A 17,764-nucleotide genomic window follows, 5' to 3' on the forward strand; every position below is an offset into this window, starting at 1 on the left:
GCGGCCGCTGCGCAGTGCCATTCCCTTAGCGCGTTGAACCTTAGAACAAGCCAGGAGCTCGATATGCCATTGCGTACCCCATTGCTGATTGCCTGCGCGGTCCTGCTGGCTGCCTGCAGTCCGGTCACCCAGGAGAACTTCGCCAGGCTCAAGCCCGGCATGGAGCGGGTCGAAGTCGAGCAACTGCTCGGCAAACCCTCCGAATGCGCCGGTGCGCTGGGCATGGCGAGTTGCACCTGGGGCGAGAAGAATCGCTTCATCAGCGTCCAGTTCGCTGGCGACAAGGTGATGATGTTTTCCGGCAAGGGGCTGAAATAACCACCGAGTAACTCAGGAGAAACCCCATGCGTGCGAGTGTCGCCCTGTTGTGCCTGATGCTGTTGAGCGGATGCGTAGGCGGCGGCTATGAGCAGCCTCCTGAAACGGTGGGTGAGGTGGACCTGCAGCGCTACCAGGGCACCTGGTACGAGCTGGCGCGCTTGCCGATGTTCTTTCAGCGCAATTGCGTACGCTCCGAAGCACATTACCGATTGCAGGCCGACGGCAGCGTGGCGGTGACCAACCGTTGCCAGACGGAAGACGGCGACTGGCAGGAAGCCAAAGGCGAGGCGGTGCCACAGGAAGCCGGTAGCACCGATCGACTCTGGGTGCGCTTCGACAACTGGTTCAGCCGGCTTTTTCCTGGCCTGACCAGAGGCCACTACTGGGTGCTCTATCTGGATGAGGGCTACAACACCGCGCTGGTCGGCAGCCCGGATCGCAAGTACCTCTGGTTGCTCGCGCGGGACACCGAGGTCGACCAGGCGACCCGTGATCGTCTGCTCGGCGAGGCCGAGCGACGCGGCTATGACACCGACGAGTTGCTCTGGCGTGAGTGATCTCTGATCCGTTTCAGCCCCATTTCAGACGCGACAGCGGACCGGATAGCTCGGCTCGGCCCAGTGGCGCTGGCTGCGGGTGATCACCCGGACGTCGCGCTGCGCCTGGCCCGCTCGCGGTCATGCTGCTGGCGGGCCTGAAATCGCTGTGCAGCATCAATTCGCCGGGCTGCTTGTTCTCCACGAGGGCCTGCACCTGCTCCGCTGCCTGTTGCCGCTGTTTTTCCGGGTCGTAGCGAGCACCGTCGGAGAGTGCCGGCAGTAACGTCAGCGCCGCTATTTTCCAGGCCGGCATGCTCAACTCCACGAACCTCGCTATGATGCCGCTAACGTCATGCGGGCCGGCCGGCCCGCCGCAGATCAGGAGTGTGCCATGCAGACCTTGTATCCGGAGATCAAACCCTACGCCCGGCATGAGCTGGCGGTGGAAGAACCGCATGTGCTCTATGTCGACGAGAGTGGGTCGCCGGATGGTCTGCCCGTTCTGTTCGTCCATGGTGGCCCCGGCGGCGGCTGCGACGCCCTCAGTCGGCGTTTCTTCGATCCCACCCTGTACCGCATCATCACCTTCGATCAGCGCGGCTGTGGTCGCTCGACACCGCATGCCAGCCTGGAAAACAACACGACGGCGCATCTGATTGCCGACATGCAGCGTATTCGCGAGCATCTGGGCATCGACAAGTGGGTGCTGTTCGGCGGTTCCTGGGGTTCGACGCTGTCGCTGGCCTACGCGCAGAGCAATCCCGAGCATGTGCACGCCTTGATTCTGCGTGGCATCTTTCTCTGCCGCCCGCAGGACCTCGCCTGGTTCTATCAGGAGGGCGCCAGCCGGCTGTTTCCCGATTACTGGCAAGATTTTCTCGCGCCTATTCCGCCCGAGGAGCGCAGCGACCTGATGCAGGCCTTCTATCGCCGGCTCACCGGTAATGATCAGATCGCCCAGATGCACGCGGCCAAGGCCTGGTCCTGCTGGGAGGGCCGAGCCGCCACGCTGCGGCCGAACAGTCACGTGGTAGAACGTTTCGCCGATGCGCACCGGGCGCTGTCGATGGCGCGCATCGAGTGCCACTACTTCGTCAACCAGGCGTTCCTCGAAGCGGACCAGTTGCTGCGCGACATGCCGAGGATCGCCCATTTGCCTGGCATCATCGTGCATGGCCGCTACGATGCAATCTGTCCGCTGGACAATGCCTGGGCGCTGCACCAGGCCTGGCCGAACAGCGAGCTGCAGATCATTCGTGATGCCGGGCACTCGGCAGCCGAAACCGGCATCACCGATGCGCTGGTGCGTGCCACCGGCGAAATCGCCCAGCGTCTGCTCGACCTGCCGCCGGTGGATGCCTGAGGAGCCCTGATGAAAGCGCTTATCCAACGCGTTCGCCAGGCCCGCGTCGAGGTTGCCGGTGAGGTGGTCGGTGCCATCGATCAGGGCTTGCTGGCGCTGGTCGGTGTCGAGCGTGAAGACGACCCTACCAGGGCCGACAAGCTGTTGCACAAGCTGCTCAACTATCGGGTCTTCAGCGACGATCAGCACAGGATGAATCGCTCGCTGCAGGACATCGGCGGTGGCCTGTTACTGGTTTCGCAGTTCACCCTCGCCGCCGACACCCGCAGCGGTTTGCGCCCGAGCTTCTCCAGCGCGGCGCCGCCGGCACACGGCGAAGCACTGTACGACTATCTGCTGGCGCAGGCGCGACAGCGGCATCCGCAGGTGGCTTGCGGGCGTTTCGGTGCAGACATGCAGGTACACCTGATCAACGACGGGCCGGTGACCTTCCTGCTGGAAAGCTGAGCGGCTGGCGTGGTCAGTGGCGTGCAGGTTCCAGATCATTGTCGCGCAGCCAGGTGATCGCGTATTCGCGCAGCTGAACCGTCTGGTAGCGCAGCCAGGCCTCACGCACCTCCGGAAAGTCCTCCAGTTTGAAGTCGAAGGTGCGCAGCGGCTTGCGACCCTTCAGCGCGTTGCTCAGCACGGCGTGGGCGATGGGGTCGTGCTGGGTGAACAGGAAGGCTTCGCGCATGGTGATCGATTGCGCGAGCTCCAGCGGTTCGATATGCAGATAGCGATCCGTCTTGACGTCGTACTTTTCCGTTGCCCCCGGTAGCGGGCTGCCAGGGAAAATCGCGCGTATCTCCCCGCTTTCCAGATCGAGGTAGTAGTCGGCGATGTCGCGCCCGTCCAGAGCATATTCCAGACGGTGCATGTCGATGGTCAGTGGTCGCATGGGCAGTCCGATACTGTGGGTCGCACGGCTTGTGACCACCGATGGCAGCGAAGGTGCGACGCCCACCGGACCCGCGGCGCATCGATCAGTGACCGTCAGACCTGTTCGGGGCGCTGCGCGGGGCTGGCTAGGCGGTCGCCGCTCGCCACCTGGGCTGGGCGCTCCTCCAGAACCGGTCGGTCCTCTTCGGTGGCGACCGAGCTGCGAAAGCCCTTGATCGCGTCACCCAGGTCCGAGCCCAGGCTCTTCAGGCGCCTTGTGCCGAACAGCATGACGAGAATGAGCAGGATGATCAGGAGTTGCCAGACGCTGATGCCGCCGAGTCCCATGGTGTTTCTCTCTCCAGTCGCGGGAAGCCGAATGCGCTTCGCTCATGGTTGCAGCATGCCGTTCCCGTGTGACGGGGGGATGACGGCGGCAGGCGCCGGGCGGAGCCGGTTGCCACTGTTCTGCAACCATTGCCGGGTTAACTGACGGGTTTGAACCGGAGAGGGCATGACATGAAGCGACACCGGCAAGACGGCGTGGCGCTGCTGATGGTACTGCTGGCGCTGGCCCTGCTGGCGGGCGGCCTGAGCTGGCTGGCTCAGCAAGGACGCCAGGAGGTCGATACGGCGCGGCAACTGCAGTTGCGGGTGCAGGCCCGGGCGGCGGAAACGGCGGCGCGGGCGTTCGCCGTCCAGGCGTTGCGCGATCCGCTCTGGCGCCAGAGCCCGCTGTTCTGGCAGGCACTGCGCGGCCAGCCGCTGCCCTACCGCTTCGCGCAGGGCAGCGCCCGCCTGCAGTTGCGGGACCTGCGCAGTTGCTTCAACGTCAACGCCCTGCTGGGCGAGGAGAGCGAGCGGGCCCGGCGTCAGCTCCTGCACCTGCTGGGGAGGGCGGGGCAGGGGCCGAGCATGGCGGACGAGCGCCTGGTGCAGACGCTGGTGGACTGGCTCGATCCGGACGGACAGGCACAGATGCAGGGGGCCGAGGCCGATCAGTACCTGCGCGCGTCCAGCGCCTATCTGCCGGCCAACCAGCCGATGCGCGAGACCAGCGAGCTCAACCTGCTGCTGCCGGCCGATGCGGGCCGCTACCTGCGTCACCCGGCGCTGTGCGCGCTGCCGGACACCTCTGGCTGGCGGCTGAACGCCAATGCACTGACCCTGGACATGCTGCCGCTGCTGGAGGCGTTGTACGAAGGGGAACTGCCGCGCTCGTTGCTGACCCGGCTGATTACCGCCCGGCCCGCCGACGGCTATCGGGATGCGGACGCGCTGCGGCGTCATCTCGGCGCACTGGACGAGGCGACCTTCACCCGGCTGGCCGAAGGTCTGCTGCTCAACAGCGACCACTTCCTGCTGGGCCTCGCATTCGAGCTGGACGAGCAGCGCTACCGCACGGTCTATCAGGTGGAGGTGCGTGGCGTCTCCAAGTGGTACAGCCGCGTCCCGGCTCAGCAGGTGCTGTTCCGCAGTCGGCAGCCGGCACCCCTGTGGACGGACGATGCCGCTTCCGTCCCGCTGATGCCCTGAGCGGGCACAAAAAAGCCGGCGCCTGGGGCGCCGGCTTTTTCATCGGGGGTCAGAGGGCGATTTCGCCGCCGTCGATCCGCTCGATGACGACCGTGGAGGCGCGCGGACGAACCGTGGTGCCGGCGGGTGCGGCTTCGGTGGCGTCTTCGCTGTACGGCCAGTTACGCGGGTGCTGGATGTTCAGGAACAGGGTCTTATTGTCCGGCGTGAAGGCCAGACCGGTCACTTCGCAGCCGTTGGGGCCGACGAAGAAGCGACGCAGGTCGCCCTGGTTTTCGGCGCTCACCGGCACCTGGTTGCCTTCGGCATCGACCAGGGTGGAGGGAATCACCGCCAGCATCTGGTCGTTGGTGGCGTTGGCCACGGCATTGCCGCCGTTGTCGGTCTGGATCCAGAGGATGCCGCGGCTGTCGAACACCAGGCCATCGGGGCTGGCGAACTGGTTCAGATCGGTCAGGCCGGAGCGGTTGATCTCGGGACCGGCATTGGCGTCGGAGCCGTAGACGAAGATGTCCCAGGTGAAGTCGGTCTGGTTGTCTGCGTCGCGCCAGCGGATGATGTGGCCGTTGACGTTCGGCACCCGCGGGTTGGCGGCATTGGCCTCGGTACGGTTGGAGTTGTTGGTCAGGGTCAGGTAGACATCACCGTTGACCGGGTTGACCGTGGTCCATTCCGGGCGGTCCATCGGCGTCGCGCCCAGGGCGTCGGCGGCGCCGCGGGTGTTGAGGATGATGCTGGGCAGGTCGCCATAGATCGAGCCGAGGGTGCGGCCGCTCTGAGTCAGGCTGTCCTCGGTGAGCGGCAGCCAGACACCGCTGCCATCGGCATCGAAGCGGGCCACGTAGAGGGTGCCTTCGTTCATGTACTTGGCGCCGGTGGCCAGGCGATCGCTCGGGTTGGCGTCGGCCGGGTCCCACAGGGCGGCGGAAACGAACTTGTAGAGGTATTCATGCTGGGCGTCGTCGCCCATGTAGAACACTACCGGCTTGCCGGCCTCGGTCAGGCCCGGCCAGCAGCCTTCGTGGCGGAAGCGGCCCAGAGCGGTGCGCTTGACCGCACGGGTCGAGGCGTCGTAGGGGTCGATCTCGACGATGTAACCGTAGCCGCTGGCCTCGTTGCGGTAGTCCTCCAGGGCGCTGGCACCGCGGGGGGTGATGTCGAAGCGGGCGAACTCGTCGTCCACTTCGCTGGCGTCGCCGGCGGCGGTTTCCCAGCGGTAGTTGCCGTTGCGGGTGGAAATGCCGATCCGGCTCTGGTCCTCGGGCAGCGCACCGCTCGTGTTGACGAACACGCCCGGCCAGTTTTCCTCGCAGGTCAGGTAGGTGCCCCAGGGGGTGTAGCCGTTGCCGCAGTTGTTGTTGGTGCCGCGGGTCTGGGTGCCGTTGCGGGAGAACGGGGTCTTGACGTGATCGGTGCCACGCAGCGGGCCGGCCAGATCCATCACGCTGGCGGTGGTGAAGCGGCGGTTCAGCGGATCGTTCTGGATCACCTGCCAGCGACCGTTCACCTTGGTGATGCGCAGGACGCTCACGCCATGGGCGTTGATTTCCTTGCGCACTTCCTCGGCCGGGCGGACGCCGTCGGTCAGGGTCGCGCCGTTCGGATGCAGGGCGTTCTGATCGATGTACTCGTGGTTCATCACCAGCAGGCCGTCCTCGGAGCTGCCGTTGATGGGGAAGAAATGCATGCCGTCGTGGTGCATGCCCACCGCGTTGGCCTGGTCCTGCGCGCTGTTGCTGCCATCGTCCTGCCAGGCATTGGCCAGGCTGTTCAGCGGCGTGCCCCAGGGGGCGAAGACCCGGGCGGTGTAGCCGGCGGCGACGACCGCGGCGTCGGTCTTGGAGCCGGGGATCGACTCGAAGCCCAGGCTGAGCGCCACCGGTTCCGTCGGTTCGGGGGTGGTGGGGCTGGCGCTGTCGGAACTGCTGCTATCGCTGTCGAAGCAGCCAGTCAGACCGACCCCGGTGATCATGGCGATGGCGGCGCCGAGCCCACCACGGACCACGCTGCGACGGGACAGGTATTTGTCCAGCACCGAATCCATGGGTTCGTTGTGGCTGGTATTGAAAGTACGGCTATCGCCTGTTTCGCGACTCATGTCTTCCTGCTCCTTAGCGGTTGGCTTTGACTCCGGGCCGGACTCTAGTGGCCAAATGTGATGATTCCTTGATGGTTTTATTAAAACGGTTTTAAGACGTCGTAATTTCAGCTCTTTCTGGAACAAGGCGAGATGACATGAAAGTGTCACCTTTTCGTCTCAATATCGCCCCGCAGTCGAGCAGTCAGGGGTGAGAAGCAATGGCAGGAATGGGGCGTCGTCAGGTACTGGGGTGGTTGTCGGCAGGCATGGCGGCATCCTGGCTGAGCGGCTGCGCCAGCTCGGCCGGGCGGCCGGCATCCGGTGCCTCGGTGGACCTGCTGTATGTCGCCGATACCCTGGATGCTCGCCAGCCGGGGTTGCCAGTGGTGCCGCGCACACGGTTGGGCCCGGCCTCCCGTATCGGCCAGGCGCCCTGGATCACCGGGCCGAGCGCGCGTATCGCCCTGGCCCGTCACACCGCGCTGGCTCCCCTCCTTGATGCGTCCTTCGCATCCGTGGAAACCGGCGGATATGCCGTGCTGGGCGCGCTGCTGGAGCGGCTTCGCGCCGAGGCGGGTGAAGGCAACAGCCTGGTCCTGGAAAACGGCCAGTGCTGGAACGGCAGTGGCCTCGCCTATCTTACCCAGGGCCAGTCGGGGCTGCAGGGCAGCCGTCTGCTGGGCTCGGAGGTGCGCGTCAGCAGCGACGAGCGCGTGCTCTGGCCGGCACAGGCGGCAGGCCTGTACCGACAGTGGGAGCGGCCCGTGCTGGGTGCCGGCCTGCCCGAAGGGCTCGGCACCCGGCCGCTGGCGCTGTTCGAGCGGGGCGGTGCGCGTATCGCCGTGGTCGGCATCACCGACCCCTACGCGGCGGACCAGATGGGTAGCCTGGTGCAGTGGTTCGACGCCCTGCAGCCGGCGCTGAACCAGGCGCGCGAGCAGGCCGACCTGGTCATCGCGCTGGCCGACGTCGGCACCGGGCCGGGTCTGTGGCTGGCCGAGCGGCTGACACAGGTGGATCTCGTCCTGTGTGCCCGCGGTCAGGACCTCTGGCCCGAGCCGATCGAGGTGCGCCAGGCCTCGGGCCGCCAGGTGCCGCTGCTCCTGGCCGGCAGTCGCGCCTGTGGCACCTTCCGTATCCGTTGCCGCGCCGAGGCCCGCGGCTGGGTTTTCCAGACCGACTTCCATCCGGCGTTCGCCGAGCGCCTGGATGCCGCCGGCCGGCAGCGGGCGGCGCACCTGCAGGGCGAACTGCAGGCCCAGCGCGCCAGCCACGCCGGCTGGCTGGACCAGCCGCTGGCCCGGGCGCCGGAGCCACTATGGCGCCGCGATGTGCGCGGCGGCAGCTGGGACCGGCTGATCCACCAGGCCCTGGCCGAAGGCTATGCCGGCAGCGTGCTGCTGCCCGGACTGCGCTACGACAGCCCGCTGCGCCAGGGACAGGCCATCACCCGCGAACATCTGCTGAGTCTGACCGGCAGTCATCCGGCCCCGCTGCTGGAAAGACCTACCCGGCAACTGGGCCAGGTGCTGGAAAATGCGGCCGAGCAACTGTTTGGCGACCCCCTGATTCTCGACAACAGCCGGGACCTGCCTCGTCTGCTCGGCCAGCCGTGGCAGATCGCCTACAGTCCCGCCGGCAGGCGCATGCTGGATGTCGAGGCGCAGGCCGAGCAGTGCCGCACCTTCGGCCTGGGGCCGGGCGAAGAGGCTGGCCAGCCGCTCTGGCAGCATCTGGAAGCCTTCCTGCGCCAGCGGCCCGCCGACTGGCAGCTGGCCGAGCTGACCCTGCCGGAGATGCTCTATGTACAGGGCCATCCCGGCTGGCATCCGCTGCGCGAGGACGCGGCATGACGCGCCTGCGGTTCCCCGCCTCCCTGCTTCTGGTATCGCTGGCGGCCTGGCTGGCGGCCCAGTGCGTACTGACGCTCTGGCACCCACCAGCACCGCTGCCCGCGGCTTCCCCGGCCGCTGCGCCGGCGGTCGACCTGCTGGCCGATCACTGGCAGGGAGCTGCCGCGCCGGTCAGCCTCGACGAGCTGCCGCTGACCACCCTCGAACTGGAATGGATCGGCGGTCTCAGGGCCGAGCCGCTAAGCGCGACGGTGGTGGTGCTGGGCTATCGCCAGCGCCAGCGCACCCTGACCCAGGGCCAGCGGCTGGCGCCCGGGATCGTGCTCGAGCGAATCGACGAGCGCGGGCTGATTTTCGATCATCACGGCAGGCGCGAACGCCTGCCCTGGCCGCCGGGGCGGCCATTGCTGGGACTCAAGCGCCATGGGTGAAGGAATGAATGCTGTCGTGAAGTTTGCCTGTCGTGGTGCACTGCTGGGACTGCTGACCATCGGCTTCGCCGTGCCGGCGCAGGAGCTGGATCTGCCGCTGGCCGAGGATACCGAACGCTACGAAGTCAACTTCGTCGATACCGAGCTGACCGAGTTCATCGACAGCGTGTCGCGCATCACCGGCACCACCTTCATCGTCGATCCGCGGGTGCAGGGCAAGGTCTCGGTGCGCACCATCGAGTTGCGCAGCGCCGAGGAGATCTACGACATCTTCCTCGCCCAGCTGCGCGCCCAGGGCTATGCCGCAGTGGACCTGCCCGACGGCAGCGTGAAGATCGTGCCCGACCAGGCCGCGCGCCTGGAGCCGGTGCCGGTGGAGACGGCCGAGCGTCCCGGACAGGGCAGCGACGGCATGGCCACCCGCGTGTTCAGCGTGCGCAACGCCGCCAGCGAACAACTGCTGAACATCCTCAAGCCCCTGGTGGATCCGCGGGTCGGGGTCGTCACCCCCTATCCCTCGGCGAACCTGCTGGTGGTCACCGACTGGCGCAGCAATCTCGGGCGGATCGACGCCCTGCTGCGTCAGCTGGACCAGGTCAGCGACGAGCCGGTGGAAACCCTGCCGCTGCGTCACGCCAGCGCCCGTGATACCGCCCGGCTGGTCAGCCAGTTGCTGGGCAAGGAGGCGGACGGGGACAGCGCCCAGGTGGTGGCCGACCCGCGCAGCAACGCCCTGCTGGTGCGCGGCAGCGCGGCCAGCCGCGACCGGGTCAGGCGCCTGCTGGGCCAGCTCGACGTGGCCCGCGAGCACGTCGGCAACACCGAGGTAGTCTATCTGCGCCATGCCCGGGCCGGCGATGTGATCAAGGTCCTGCGCGGCCTCGGCCAGGACAGTGCCGTGCCGGTAACCGAGGGCGTCGCAGCGGTGCCGGCGGTGACCAGCGACGGCGTGCGCCTGGAGGCCGAGGAAGGCACCAACGCCATCGTCATGCTGGGCCCCGACAGCGAGCTGACCGCCTACCGCGAGATCATCGAGCGGCTCGACATCCGCCGTGCCCAGGTGGTGGTCGAGGCGATCATCGCCGAGGTCTCCGACAGTCGTGCCCGTGAACTGGGCGTGCAGTGGCTGTTCCTCGATCCCGACAGCAAGCTGCCGGCGGGCAGCGTCAACTTCAACAACGGTGTCGGCATCAACAGCCTGGCCGCGGCGGCGGCCACCGGCAACTACGGCACGCTCGGCTCGCTGCTCTCGGGTATGGAGGGCGTCACCGCCGGCATCGGTCATCTGGGCGGCGGTATCAACTTCATCGCCCTGCTCAACGCACTCAAGAGCGAGACCGGCTTCAACCTGCTGTCCACCCCGACCCTGGTGACCCTGGACAACGCCGAGGCCTCGATCCTGGTCGGCCAGGAGGTGCCCTTCGTCACCGGCTCGATCACCCAGAACAACGCCAATCCCTACCAGACCATCGAGCGCAAGGAAGTCGGGGTGAAGCTGCGCCTGAAGCCGCAGATCAACATCGACAACACCGTGCGCCTGGACATCATCCAGGAGGTTTCGTCGCTGGCCGACAGCACCCGGGCCAGCGACGTGATCACCAACAAGCGCGAGATCAGGACCTCGGTGATGGTCGAGGACAACGGCCTGGTGGTGCTCGGCGGGCTGATCAGCGACGAGGTGGCCGACAGCAATCAGGGTGTGCCGCTTCTGAGCGATATCCCTGGACTTGGCCGGCTGTTCCGTTCCAGCGCCCGCAGTCAGGTCAAGCAGAACCTGATGGTGTTCATCCGCCCGCGCATCGTCCGCGACGCCCTGACCCTCTCGCAGCTGAGCGGGGAGAAGTATCGCAACCTCAATGCGGTCAGCCCGCTGGGGCTGCCGGCGCTGGCCGAGGAGGGTGGACTGCTCGGCCTGTTTCCCGCCAGCCGCGCGCGCCTGGGCGGTCTGACGCCATGAGCGAACTGTTGCCCTACCGCCTGGCGCGCCAGAGCGGCATCGCCCTGGTGCCGGATGCCGACGGTGTGCATCTGCTGCTGCGCGAGACGGCCGATCCGGACCAACTGCAGGAGGTGCTGCGTGTGCATGGTGTACCCTCCGTGTGCCAACGGCTGGACACCGCAGCCTTCGAACGAGAACTGGGACGGCTGTACCAGGCCGGCGAGTCGGCCACCGCCGGGCTGATCGAAGGCATCGCCGAGCAGGTCGACCTGGCCGGACTGATGAGCGAGCTGCCGCGCATCGAGGACCTGCTGGAGAGCGAGAACGAGGCGCCGGTGATCCGCCTGATCAACGGCCTGCTGGCCGAGGCGCTGCGGCTGAAGGCCTCCGACATCCATATCGAGACCTTCGAACAGCAACTGCTGGTGCGCCTGCGGGTCGATGGCCAGTTGCGCGAGGTGCTGGCCCCGCCACGGGCGCTGTCGGCCATGCTGGTGTCGCGGATCAAGGTCATGGCGCGGCTGGACATCGCCGAGAAGCGCCAGCCGCAGGACGGGCGCATCAGCCTGCGCGCCGGCGGCCGCGAGGTGGACATCCGCGTCTCCACACTGCCCGGCATTCATGGCGAGCGGGTGGTGATGCGGGTGCTCGACAAGCAGGCCAGCCTGCTCGACCTGGCCAACCTGGGCATGCCGGCGGAGGTGGAGCGGCGCCTGCGCGCCTGCCTGACCCAGCCCAACGGCATCATCCTCAACACCGGGCCCACTGGCTCGGGCAAGACCACCACGCTCTACGCCGGACTCAATGCGCTGAGCGACGGCAGTCGCAATATCCTCACCGTGGAGGACCCGGTGGAGTACGCCATCGCCGGCATCGGCCAGACCGCGATCAACCCACGCGCCGGCCTGACCTTCGCCAGCGGCCTGCGCGCCATCCTGCGCCAGGACCCGGACGTGATCATGGTCGGCGAGATCCGCGACGTGGAGACCGCGCAGATCGCGGTGCAGGCGAGCCTGACCGGCCATCTGGTGCTGTCCACCCTGCACACCAACAGCGCCGTGGGCGCGGTGACCCGCCTGCGCGACATGGGCGTCGAGGCATTCCTGATCGCCTCCAGTCTCAAGGGCGTGCTGGCCCAGCGCCTGGTGCGCCGCCTGTGCGAATGCGCCCGGCCGCGCCCGCTGCTGGAGGCCGAACGTGCGCTGCTGGCGGGAATGGAGGCACTGGCGCAATTGCACGAGCCGGTTGGCTGCGAGGCCTGTGGGCATAGCGGCTATCGCGGCCGACTGGGTCTCTACGAGTTCATCGAGCTTGACGCCGGGCTGATCGGCCTGCTCTACGCCGGGGCCAGCGAGGTGCAGATGGAGGAATATCTGGCGACGCGGCGCCAGAGTCTCGCCGGCGCCGCCATCGAGCGCCTGCGCCTGGGCCAGACCAGCCTGGCCGAAGTGTTGCGCGCGGTGCAGCGCTAGGAGCCCGGACGATGCCGACCTATCGCTACCAGGCGCTCGACGTTGATGGCCGCCAGTCGCGCGACCTGATCCAGGCCGACAGCGAGCGACACGCCCGCCAGTTGCTGCGCGAGCAGGGCCTGCTCGCCCGCCAGCTGAGCCTGCAGCCGGCCGGCCGTCAGGCGCCGCGCGGACGCCGCCTGAGTCATGCACAGCTGTGCGAGCTGACCCGCCAACTTGCCACCCTGCTGGGCGCCGGCATTCCCCTGGCCGAGGCTCTGTCGACCCTGGAGCGCCAGTTCGGCGATCCGGCCTCGCGCGCGCTGCTGGTGGCGCTGGGCGCCTCGCTCGCCGAAGGTCACGGCCTGGCCGAAAGCCTGCGCCGCCAGGGCGGCCCGTTCGACACCCTGTACTGCGCGCTGGTGGAGGCCGGGGAGCGCTCCGGCCGCCTGGCGCCGGTGCTGGAGCGCCTGGCCGACCATCTGGAGCAGGTCCAGCGCCAGCGCCACAAGGCGCGCACCGCACTGATCTATCCCGGGGTGCTGCTGCTGGTGTCCACGGTGGTGGTGGTGGGGCTGATGACCTTCGTCGTGCCCCGGCTCACCGAACAGTTCGATCACGTCGGGCGCAGCCTGCCGTGGATCACCCGACTGCTGATCGCCATCAGCGATGGCCTGCTGCTGGCCGGGCCCTGGCTGCTGGTTCTGCTGGCGGCCGGCGGCCTGCTCGGTGCCGCCCTGATGCGCCACGAAACCTGGCGCCTGCGGCGCGACCGCCTGCTGCTGCGCCTGCCGCGCCTCGGCACGCTGTTCGCGGTGCTCGACAGCGCCCGGCTGTCACGCAGCCTGGCGATTCTCGCCGGCAGCGGGGTGCCGCTGCTGGAAGCGCTGCAGGTGGGCACCGCCACGGTCGGCAACGGGCAGATCCGTCTGGCGCTGGATATGGTGCGCGAACAGGTCAAGGGCGGCGTCAGCCTGCACCGGGCGCTGTCGGCCAGTGGCCACTTTCCGCCGCTGCTGCTGAACATGGTCGCCAGCGGCGAGGCCAGCGGCACTCTGGCCGAGATGCTGGAACGGGTGGCCGACAGCCAGGAGCGCGCCTTTGCCCGCCAGGTGGACATGGCGCTGGCGCTGTTCGAGCCACTGATGATCCTGCTGATGGGGGCCATCGTGCTGTTCATCGTGCTCGCCGTGCTGCTGCCGATCATGCAGCTCAACCAGGGCCTGAATTTCTAGGAGACCGAAACCATGCTCAATCACGTCCCGTCCACCTTTCGCCAGCGCGGCTTCACCCTGATGGAGATCATGGTGGTGATCTTCATCATCGGCCTCTTGGTAGCCATTGTCGCGCCCAACGTAATGGGCAATCAGGACCAGGCCATGCAGCAGAAGGCGCGCGCCGACATCGCGACGCTGGAGCAGGCGCTGGACCTGTACCGGCTGGAGAACCTGCGCTATCCCACCTCCGAACAGGGGCTGAAAGCCCTGATTGAGCAGCCGACCAGCGAGCCGCTGCCGCGCGCCTGGCGTGCCGATGGCTATGTCCGGCGCATGCCAGTGGACCCTTGGGGCTCCGCGTACCAGTACCGTTCGCCCGGTCAGTACGGGCGTATCGACGTGTTCTCTCTCGGTGCCGATGGGCTCGAGGGCGGGGAGGGACTGGATGCCGACATCGGCAACTGGAACCTCTGAGGATGCCCGCCCGTCCGGCTGCCATGGCCCGGGGTTTCACCCTGCTGGAGCTGCTGCTGGTGCTGCTGGTGATCGGTCTGATGACCGCTCTGAGCGTGGCCTGGCTGGCGCCCGGCGAGGCGCCGGTGCGCGAGGCGCTCGCGCGGCTGGCCGACGAGGCGCGGGTACTGCAGGCGCAGGCCCGGCAGGGCGGGCGCATCCTCGGCCTGCGCTGGGGCGCTGGCGGCCCCGAGCGGGTCGGCCTGAGCGTGGCGGACGGTGTCCCGCGGTGGCGCGTGGAGCCGCTGCGCCTGCCCGCCTGGCCGGCCGACCTGGTGCCGGACCGGCCCGTCTCGGCCGAGCCCTGGCTGGTGTTCACCCCGCACGGCGTCGCCCGGCCGGTCCAGGTGAGCTGGCGCTGGCCGGGTGGCGGCGAACGCTGGACCTGGCAGAGCGACGGCGGGTTGCGGGTCGTCGCCCTGCCATGAGGCGCATGCAGGGCTTCACCCTGCTGGAAGTGATGGTCGCGCTGCTGATCGCCGCGACCCTGGCGGTGATGGTCAATGGCGTGTTGCGCCAGCGTATCGATACCCATCTGGCGGTGCGCGAGCGACATCTGGCTACGCTATGCGCGCGCGAGCTCGGTGCCCGCTTCGAGGTCGAGGGCTACTGGCCACAGGGCAACCGGGTCCAGGGGCTCCTGCGCCAGGGCGCCGGCGAGTGCCACTGGCGGCTGCAACTGGGCGGCACCGGCGTGGTCAACCTGCGACGGGGCGAGTTGGCGATCCATGCCGATGCCTCCGCCAACCGGCCGATCGGCCATTTCACCCTGTTTCTGCAGCGGCCATGAGGCGGCGGCAACGGGGCCTGACCCTGATCGAGCTGCTGGTGGCGATGGCGCTCACCGCGCTGATCGGCGTGTTGGTGGCGGCATTGGTCAACGGCTGGCTGAACGTGCGCGAACGGCTGGGCGCCGTGCAGCGGCCCGAGGTGCTGGAGTTCTGCCTGGCGCTGGAAAGCCGCTTCGACGGCCTGACGCTGCGCCAGCTCTACGAGCAGCGCCTGCCGCTACCGGTGCGCTGGCTGGACTGGCGGGCCGACGCCGCCCAGCTGCAGTGGGTGGCCTTGGCCGCCTGGCCGCCGGTCGAGGGCATGACCCGGCTGCAGCGCCAGCGGCTGCGCTACGAGGCGGATGCACAGCGACTGGTGCTATATGCCAGCGGGGACCTCTATGCGGCCGGCGCACCGCGTTGGGAACCACGCGAGCGGCTCGAGGGCGTCGAGCGGGTCGTCCTCGGCTTTCGTCAGGGCCAGCGTTGGCTGGCCTATCCATCCACTGTCGCCGCCCTGCCGAACCGGGGCGTGCGGCTCGAATTCCTGCATCAGGGGGAGCCCTATGTCTGCACCTTTGCCCTGCCGGACACGCGGCCATGAACGGAGCGCCACTTGTGTCTAGGTATCCTTTCGGCGGTGGCCGGCGCCGCGCGCCGGCGTCCACGCTGTTGCTGCGCCCCGCGCCGCCAGGCCATACGAGGCCCTGGGACTGGCTGGTCTGGCGGGACGGCGAGGTGCTCGAGCGGGGCGCCTGGCCGGTTCCCGATCAGTGGCGCGGCCTGTCCTGCGCGCTGGTGGTGCCGGCGCCCTATTGCAGCCACTTCGAACTGCCGGCACCGCCGGGGCTGAAGCGCCACGAGTGGCCGCTGCTACTGGAGGAGCGCCTGTTGCAGCCGGTCGAGTCGCTCGTCATCGCCTGTATCGGTCGGCGCGACCGCTATCTGCGGCTGGTAGCGGTCGAGCGGGCGTTGATCAGCCACTGGCAGAACGAATGCGCGGCGCGGGGCCTGCAGCCGCGCGCCTGGTGGTCGGAGTTCCAGCTGCTGCCGGAGCCTGCGCCGGGCGAGCCGGTGGTCTGGAACGGGAACGGATACGCCTGTCTCAAGCGCGTCGAGGCGGACGGAGTTCATCACTGGCTCGCCTGGCCACAGGTGCTTGGCGAGCTGCCGCCGAACGAGCCGGCGCCAGCGTATCGAGAGGTGACTGAGGGCGGACCGCTGCCCGTGCCAGCAGCCGGACTACCGGCGCGGCTGGTCAGCCTGGTCGACTCCCGTCGGCCGAGTCAGCGTCGCGACTGGCCCGCCGGTCGTCGACTGCTCGGGCTGTGTGCGAGCCTGGCGCTGTGCTGGGGTGTGCTGCTGGCCTGGCAGGAGCACCGGCAGGGGCAACTCTGGCAAGCCCGGCTCGGCGAGTTACTCGGGCCGCTGAGCTCGCCGCGCCAGGCCGAGGTGCGGCTGGCGCAGATGCAGCGTCAGCACCGCGACTGGCAGTTCCGCCAACGCCAACTGGCCACCCTGAGCGGGCAGGTCGGTCGCTGGCTGCAGGATGAGCCCGGCTGGCAGGTCCGGGAAAGCCGCTTTGACGGTCGCCACTGGCAGTTGACCCTGTCCGGCCATGGTTCATCGCTGAGCCGCCCCGAACCCTGGCAGCGGCTGGGTGAGGCCGCTGGCGCGACAGCCGTGCTGGAGGTGCAGGCGCAGACCCTGAGCGCCCGCTTCGATCTGGGTGCAGGAGACGAAACATGACATTGGAGGCCATGCGGAATCACTGGCAGGCGCTTCCGGCGCCCCGCCAGCGGCTGCTGCTTGCCGGTTGGGTGCTGGTTGGGCTGATGCTGCTGTATGTATTGGCGCGTCCGCTCTGGGCCGGATGGCAGGAGGCCCGGCACTGGCAGCGGCTGGCGGTGGCGGCCGCCGCTCTGCCGGCTGTGCAGCCGCTGACCGCCGAGCGCTGGCGCCTGCTCGCCGAGACCAGTCGGGTGCTGCTTACCGGTGTGGAGGCGCGCGAGGGTGGCTGGTGGGTCCAGGGACAGATCGCCGACGCCCGCGACCTGAACCGGTTGATGCAGGCGGTGGCCGGGCAGGGCTGGCAGGTTAGCCGCTGGAGCCTGCAGCGGGCCGATGCGGGCCTGGTATTCGAGCTGCAGACGATGCGCGGGGACGGGGAGGCCGGCCGGTGAGGGGCTTTCTCCTGTTCTGGGCCGTGCTGGTCTTCGCCCTGGCTCTGCTGCTGGGCTCGCCTGCCGCTTTCTGGCTGGCGCGCGTCGACTGGCCGGAGGGCTGGGAGCCGCAGGCGGTATCCGGCAGCCTGTGGCGGGGACGGATGGGCAGCATCGGCCAGTTCGGGCCGGTGACCTGGGAGGTCTCGCTGTGGCGTCCCGGCATCGATGCGCTGGCCGGTTTCCAGCAGCGTGGCTGGGCGGCTTCCGTACGCGGCTGGCCTTGGGCCTGGCAGGCCAGTCTGCAGGAACAGGGGCCGCTTAATGGGCAGCCGCCACTGATCCTGGTGGACGGCGAGTGGCAGGGGCGGCTGGATGTCGAAGGGCAGTGGCGGCGCTGCGAGAGCAGTACGGGGCAGTTGCAGGTGCCGGAACTGCGGCTGGTCTCGCCCTGGGTGATGCTGCTGGGGCAGGGACGGGTCCGGCTCGATTGCAGCGAAGGTGCACGGATGCTGGCGAGTCTGGCGCGCGAGGGCGAGCACCACTTCGAGGCCGAGGCCGATCTGCTGGCGCGGCGGACGCACTTGAGCGGGCGGATCGAGGGGGGCGCGGAACTGGCTGTGCTGCTGCGTCAGTTCGGCCTCTTGGGCCCGGGGCAGCAGCGTTTCGAGACGACCGCGAACTGGTAGGGCGCACGCGCGTTGCCCCGGGTGGTTTTGGTGGATGAG

21 protein-coding genes are annotated in these 17,764 nt (G+C 68.4%); 17 read left to right on the top strand and 4 right to left on the bottom strand.

Going from position 1 to position 17,764, the window contains the following annotated elements; genetic code table 11:
* Window positions 1-63: 63 nt before the first annotated feature.
* The gene (gene bamE / locus B597_RS34895) at window positions 64-318 is read left to right on the top strand and encodes an outer membrane protein assembly factor BamE domain-containing protein (protein WP_024162037.1); all 255 of its coding nucleotides are present in this window, start codon (window positions 64-66) and stop codon (window positions 316-318) included.
* Between the two features lie 26 nt (window positions 319-344).
* Complete coding sequence (locus tag B597_RS34900; RefSeq protein ID WP_024162038.1) at window positions 345-878, top strand: lipocalin family protein; 534 nt, start codon at window positions 345-347, stop codon at window positions 876-878.
* 13 nt (window positions 879-891) lie between these two features.
* On the opposite strand, the gene B597_RS34905 is transcribed toward B597_RS34900, so the two are convergent.
* On the bottom strand, window positions 892-1,173 hold the full coding sequence (locus B597_RS34905) for a hypothetical protein (protein ID WP_051519738.1): 282 nt from the start codon (window positions 1,171-1,173) through the stop codon (window positions 892-894).
* A gap of 78 nt (window positions 1,174-1,251) precedes the next feature.
* Between B597_RS34905 and pip the strand changes: the two genes are divergently transcribed.
* Together pip and dtd are read left to right on the top strand one after the other, a co-directional pair.
* The gene (gene pip / locus B597_RS34910; RefSeq protein ID WP_024162039.1) at window positions 1,252-2,223 is read left to right on the top strand and encodes a prolyl aminopeptidase; all 972 of its coding nucleotides are present in this window, start codon (window positions 1,252-1,254) and stop codon (window positions 2,221-2,223) included.
* A gap of 9 nt (window positions 2,224-2,232) precedes the next feature.
* On the top strand, window positions 2,233-2,670 hold the full coding sequence (gene dtd / locus B597_RS34915; RefSeq protein ID WP_024162040.1) for a D-aminoacyl-tRNA deacylase: 438 nt from the start codon (window positions 2,233-2,235) through the stop codon (window positions 2,668-2,670).
* A gap of 13 nt (window positions 2,671-2,683) precedes the next feature.
* On the opposite strand, the gene B597_RS34920 is transcribed toward dtd, so the two are convergent.
* Together B597_RS34920 and tatA are read right to left on the bottom strand one after the other, a co-directional pair.
* Entirely contained in the window at window positions 2,684-3,103 is a 420-nt protein-coding gene (locus tag B597_RS34920) for a UPF0158 family protein (protein ID WP_024162041.1), read from the bottom strand.
* A 95-nt stretch (window positions 3,104-3,198) separates the two neighbouring features.
* Window positions 3,199-3,432, bottom strand: a complete 234-nt coding sequence (gene tatA, locus B597_RS34925) for a twin-arginine translocase TatA/TatE family subunit (protein ID WP_024162042.1) — start codon at window positions 3,430-3,432, stop codon at window positions 3,199-3,201.
* Between the two features lie 171 nt (window positions 3,433-3,603).
* Between tatA and gspK the strand changes: the two genes are divergently transcribed.
* A complete protein-coding gene (gene gspK, locus B597_RS34930) occupies window positions 3,604-4,620 on the top strand; it encodes a type II secretion system minor pseudopilin GspK (RefSeq protein WP_024162043.1) in 1,017 nt (338 codons plus the stop codon).
* Between the two features lie 49 nt (window positions 4,621-4,669).
* Here gspK and B597_RS34935 read toward each other — a convergent pair whose 3' ends face one another.
* Complete coding sequence (locus B597_RS34935; RefSeq protein WP_024162044.1) at window positions 4,670-6,718, bottom strand: PhoX family protein; 2,049 nt, start codon at window positions 6,716-6,718, stop codon at window positions 4,670-4,672.
* 200 nt (window positions 6,719-6,918) lie between these two features.
* On the opposite strand from B597_RS34935, the gene B597_RS34940 reads away from it, so the two are divergent.
* Genes B597_RS34940 through B597_RS34990 form a run of 12 tightly spaced genes read left to right on the top strand, consistent with a single transcriptional unit; the run spans window position 6,919 to window position 17,725 of the window.
* Window positions 6,919-8,553 carry a bifunctional UDP-sugar hydrolase/5'-nucleotidase gene (locus tag B597_RS34940; RefSeq protein WP_024162045.1) on the top strand — a complete coding sequence of 545 codons (1,635 nt, stop codon included), beginning with the start codon at window positions 6,919-6,921 and terminating at the stop codon, window positions 8,551-8,553.
* The gene (locus tag B597_RS34945) at window positions 8,550-8,984 is read left to right on the top strand and encodes a pilus assembly protein PilZ (RefSeq protein WP_024162046.1); all 435 of its coding nucleotides are present in this window, start codon (window positions 8,550-8,552) and stop codon (window positions 8,982-8,984) included. Before B597_RS34940 ends, B597_RS34945 begins: the two co-directional genes overlap by 4 nt.
* 4 nt (window positions 8,985-8,988) lie before the next feature.
* Window positions 8,989-10,941: a type II secretion system secretin GspD gene (gene gspD / locus B597_RS34950; RefSeq protein ID WP_031323453.1), complete on the top strand. Its 1,953-nt coding sequence runs from the start codon at window positions 8,989-8,991 to the stop codon at window positions 10,939-10,941.
* 5 nt (window positions 10,942-10,946) lie between these two features.
* A complete protein-coding gene (locus B597_RS34955; protein ID WP_024162047.1) occupies window positions 10,947-12,395 on the top strand; it encodes a GspE/PulE family protein in 1,449 nt (482 codons plus the stop codon).
* An 11-nt stretch (window positions 12,396-12,406) separates the two neighbouring features.
* On the top strand, window positions 12,407-13,609 hold the full coding sequence (gspF, locus tag B597_RS34960) for a type II secretion system inner membrane protein GspF (protein WP_024162048.1): 1,203 nt from the start codon (window positions 12,407-12,409) through the stop codon (window positions 13,607-13,609).
* A gap of 12 nt (window positions 13,610-13,621) precedes the next feature.
* On the top strand, window positions 13,622-14,065 hold the full coding sequence (gspG, locus tag B597_RS34965; protein ID WP_024162049.1) for a type II secretion system major pseudopilin GspG: 444 nt from the start codon (window positions 13,622-13,624) through the stop codon (window positions 14,063-14,065).
* Window positions 14,066-14,067: 2 nt separating this feature from the next.
* Complete coding sequence (locus B597_RS34970; RefSeq protein ID WP_024162050.1) at window positions 14,068-14,532, top strand: prepilin-type N-terminal cleavage/methylation domain-containing protein; 465 nt, start codon at window positions 14,068-14,070, stop codon at window positions 14,530-14,532.
* Window positions 14,533-14,537: 5 nt separating this feature from the next.
* Complete coding sequence (locus tag B597_RS34975; protein WP_003297240.1) at window positions 14,538-14,894, top strand: type II secretion system protein; 357 nt, start codon at window positions 14,538-14,540, stop codon at window positions 14,892-14,894.
* On the top strand, window positions 14,891-15,478 hold the full coding sequence (locus tag B597_RS34980; protein WP_003297241.1) for a PulJ/GspJ family protein: 588 nt from the start codon (window positions 14,891-14,893) through the stop codon (window positions 15,476-15,478). Before B597_RS34975 ends, B597_RS34980 begins: the two co-directional genes overlap by 4 nt.
* Window positions 15,479-15,492: 14 nt before the next feature.
* A complete protein-coding gene (locus B597_RS34985) occupies window positions 15,493-16,623 on the top strand; it encodes a GspL/Epsl periplasmic domain-containing protein (RefSeq protein ID WP_003297243.1) in 1,131 nt (376 codons plus the stop codon).
* Window positions 16,620-17,057 (top strand): type II secretion system protein GspM, encoded by a 438-nt coding sequence (gene gspM / locus B597_RS46060; RefSeq protein ID WP_003297245.1) that lies wholly within the window; start codon window positions 16,620-16,622, stop codon window positions 17,055-17,057. The genes B597_RS34985 and gspM overlap by 4 nt, the downstream gene beginning before the upstream one ends.
* Complete coding sequence (locus tag B597_RS34990) at window positions 17,054-17,725, top strand: hypothetical protein (protein ID WP_024162053.1); 672 nt, start codon at window positions 17,054-17,056, stop codon at window positions 17,723-17,725. The genes gspM and B597_RS34990 overlap by 4 nt, the downstream gene beginning before the upstream one ends.
* Window positions 17,726-17,764 lie beyond the last annotated feature (39 nt).

This window comes from Stutzerimonas stutzeri KOS6 (assembly GCF_000307775.2).
Lineage (GTDB): Bacteria > Pseudomonadota > Gammaproteobacteria > Pseudomonadales > Pseudomonadaceae > Stutzerimonas > Stutzerimonas stutzeri_B.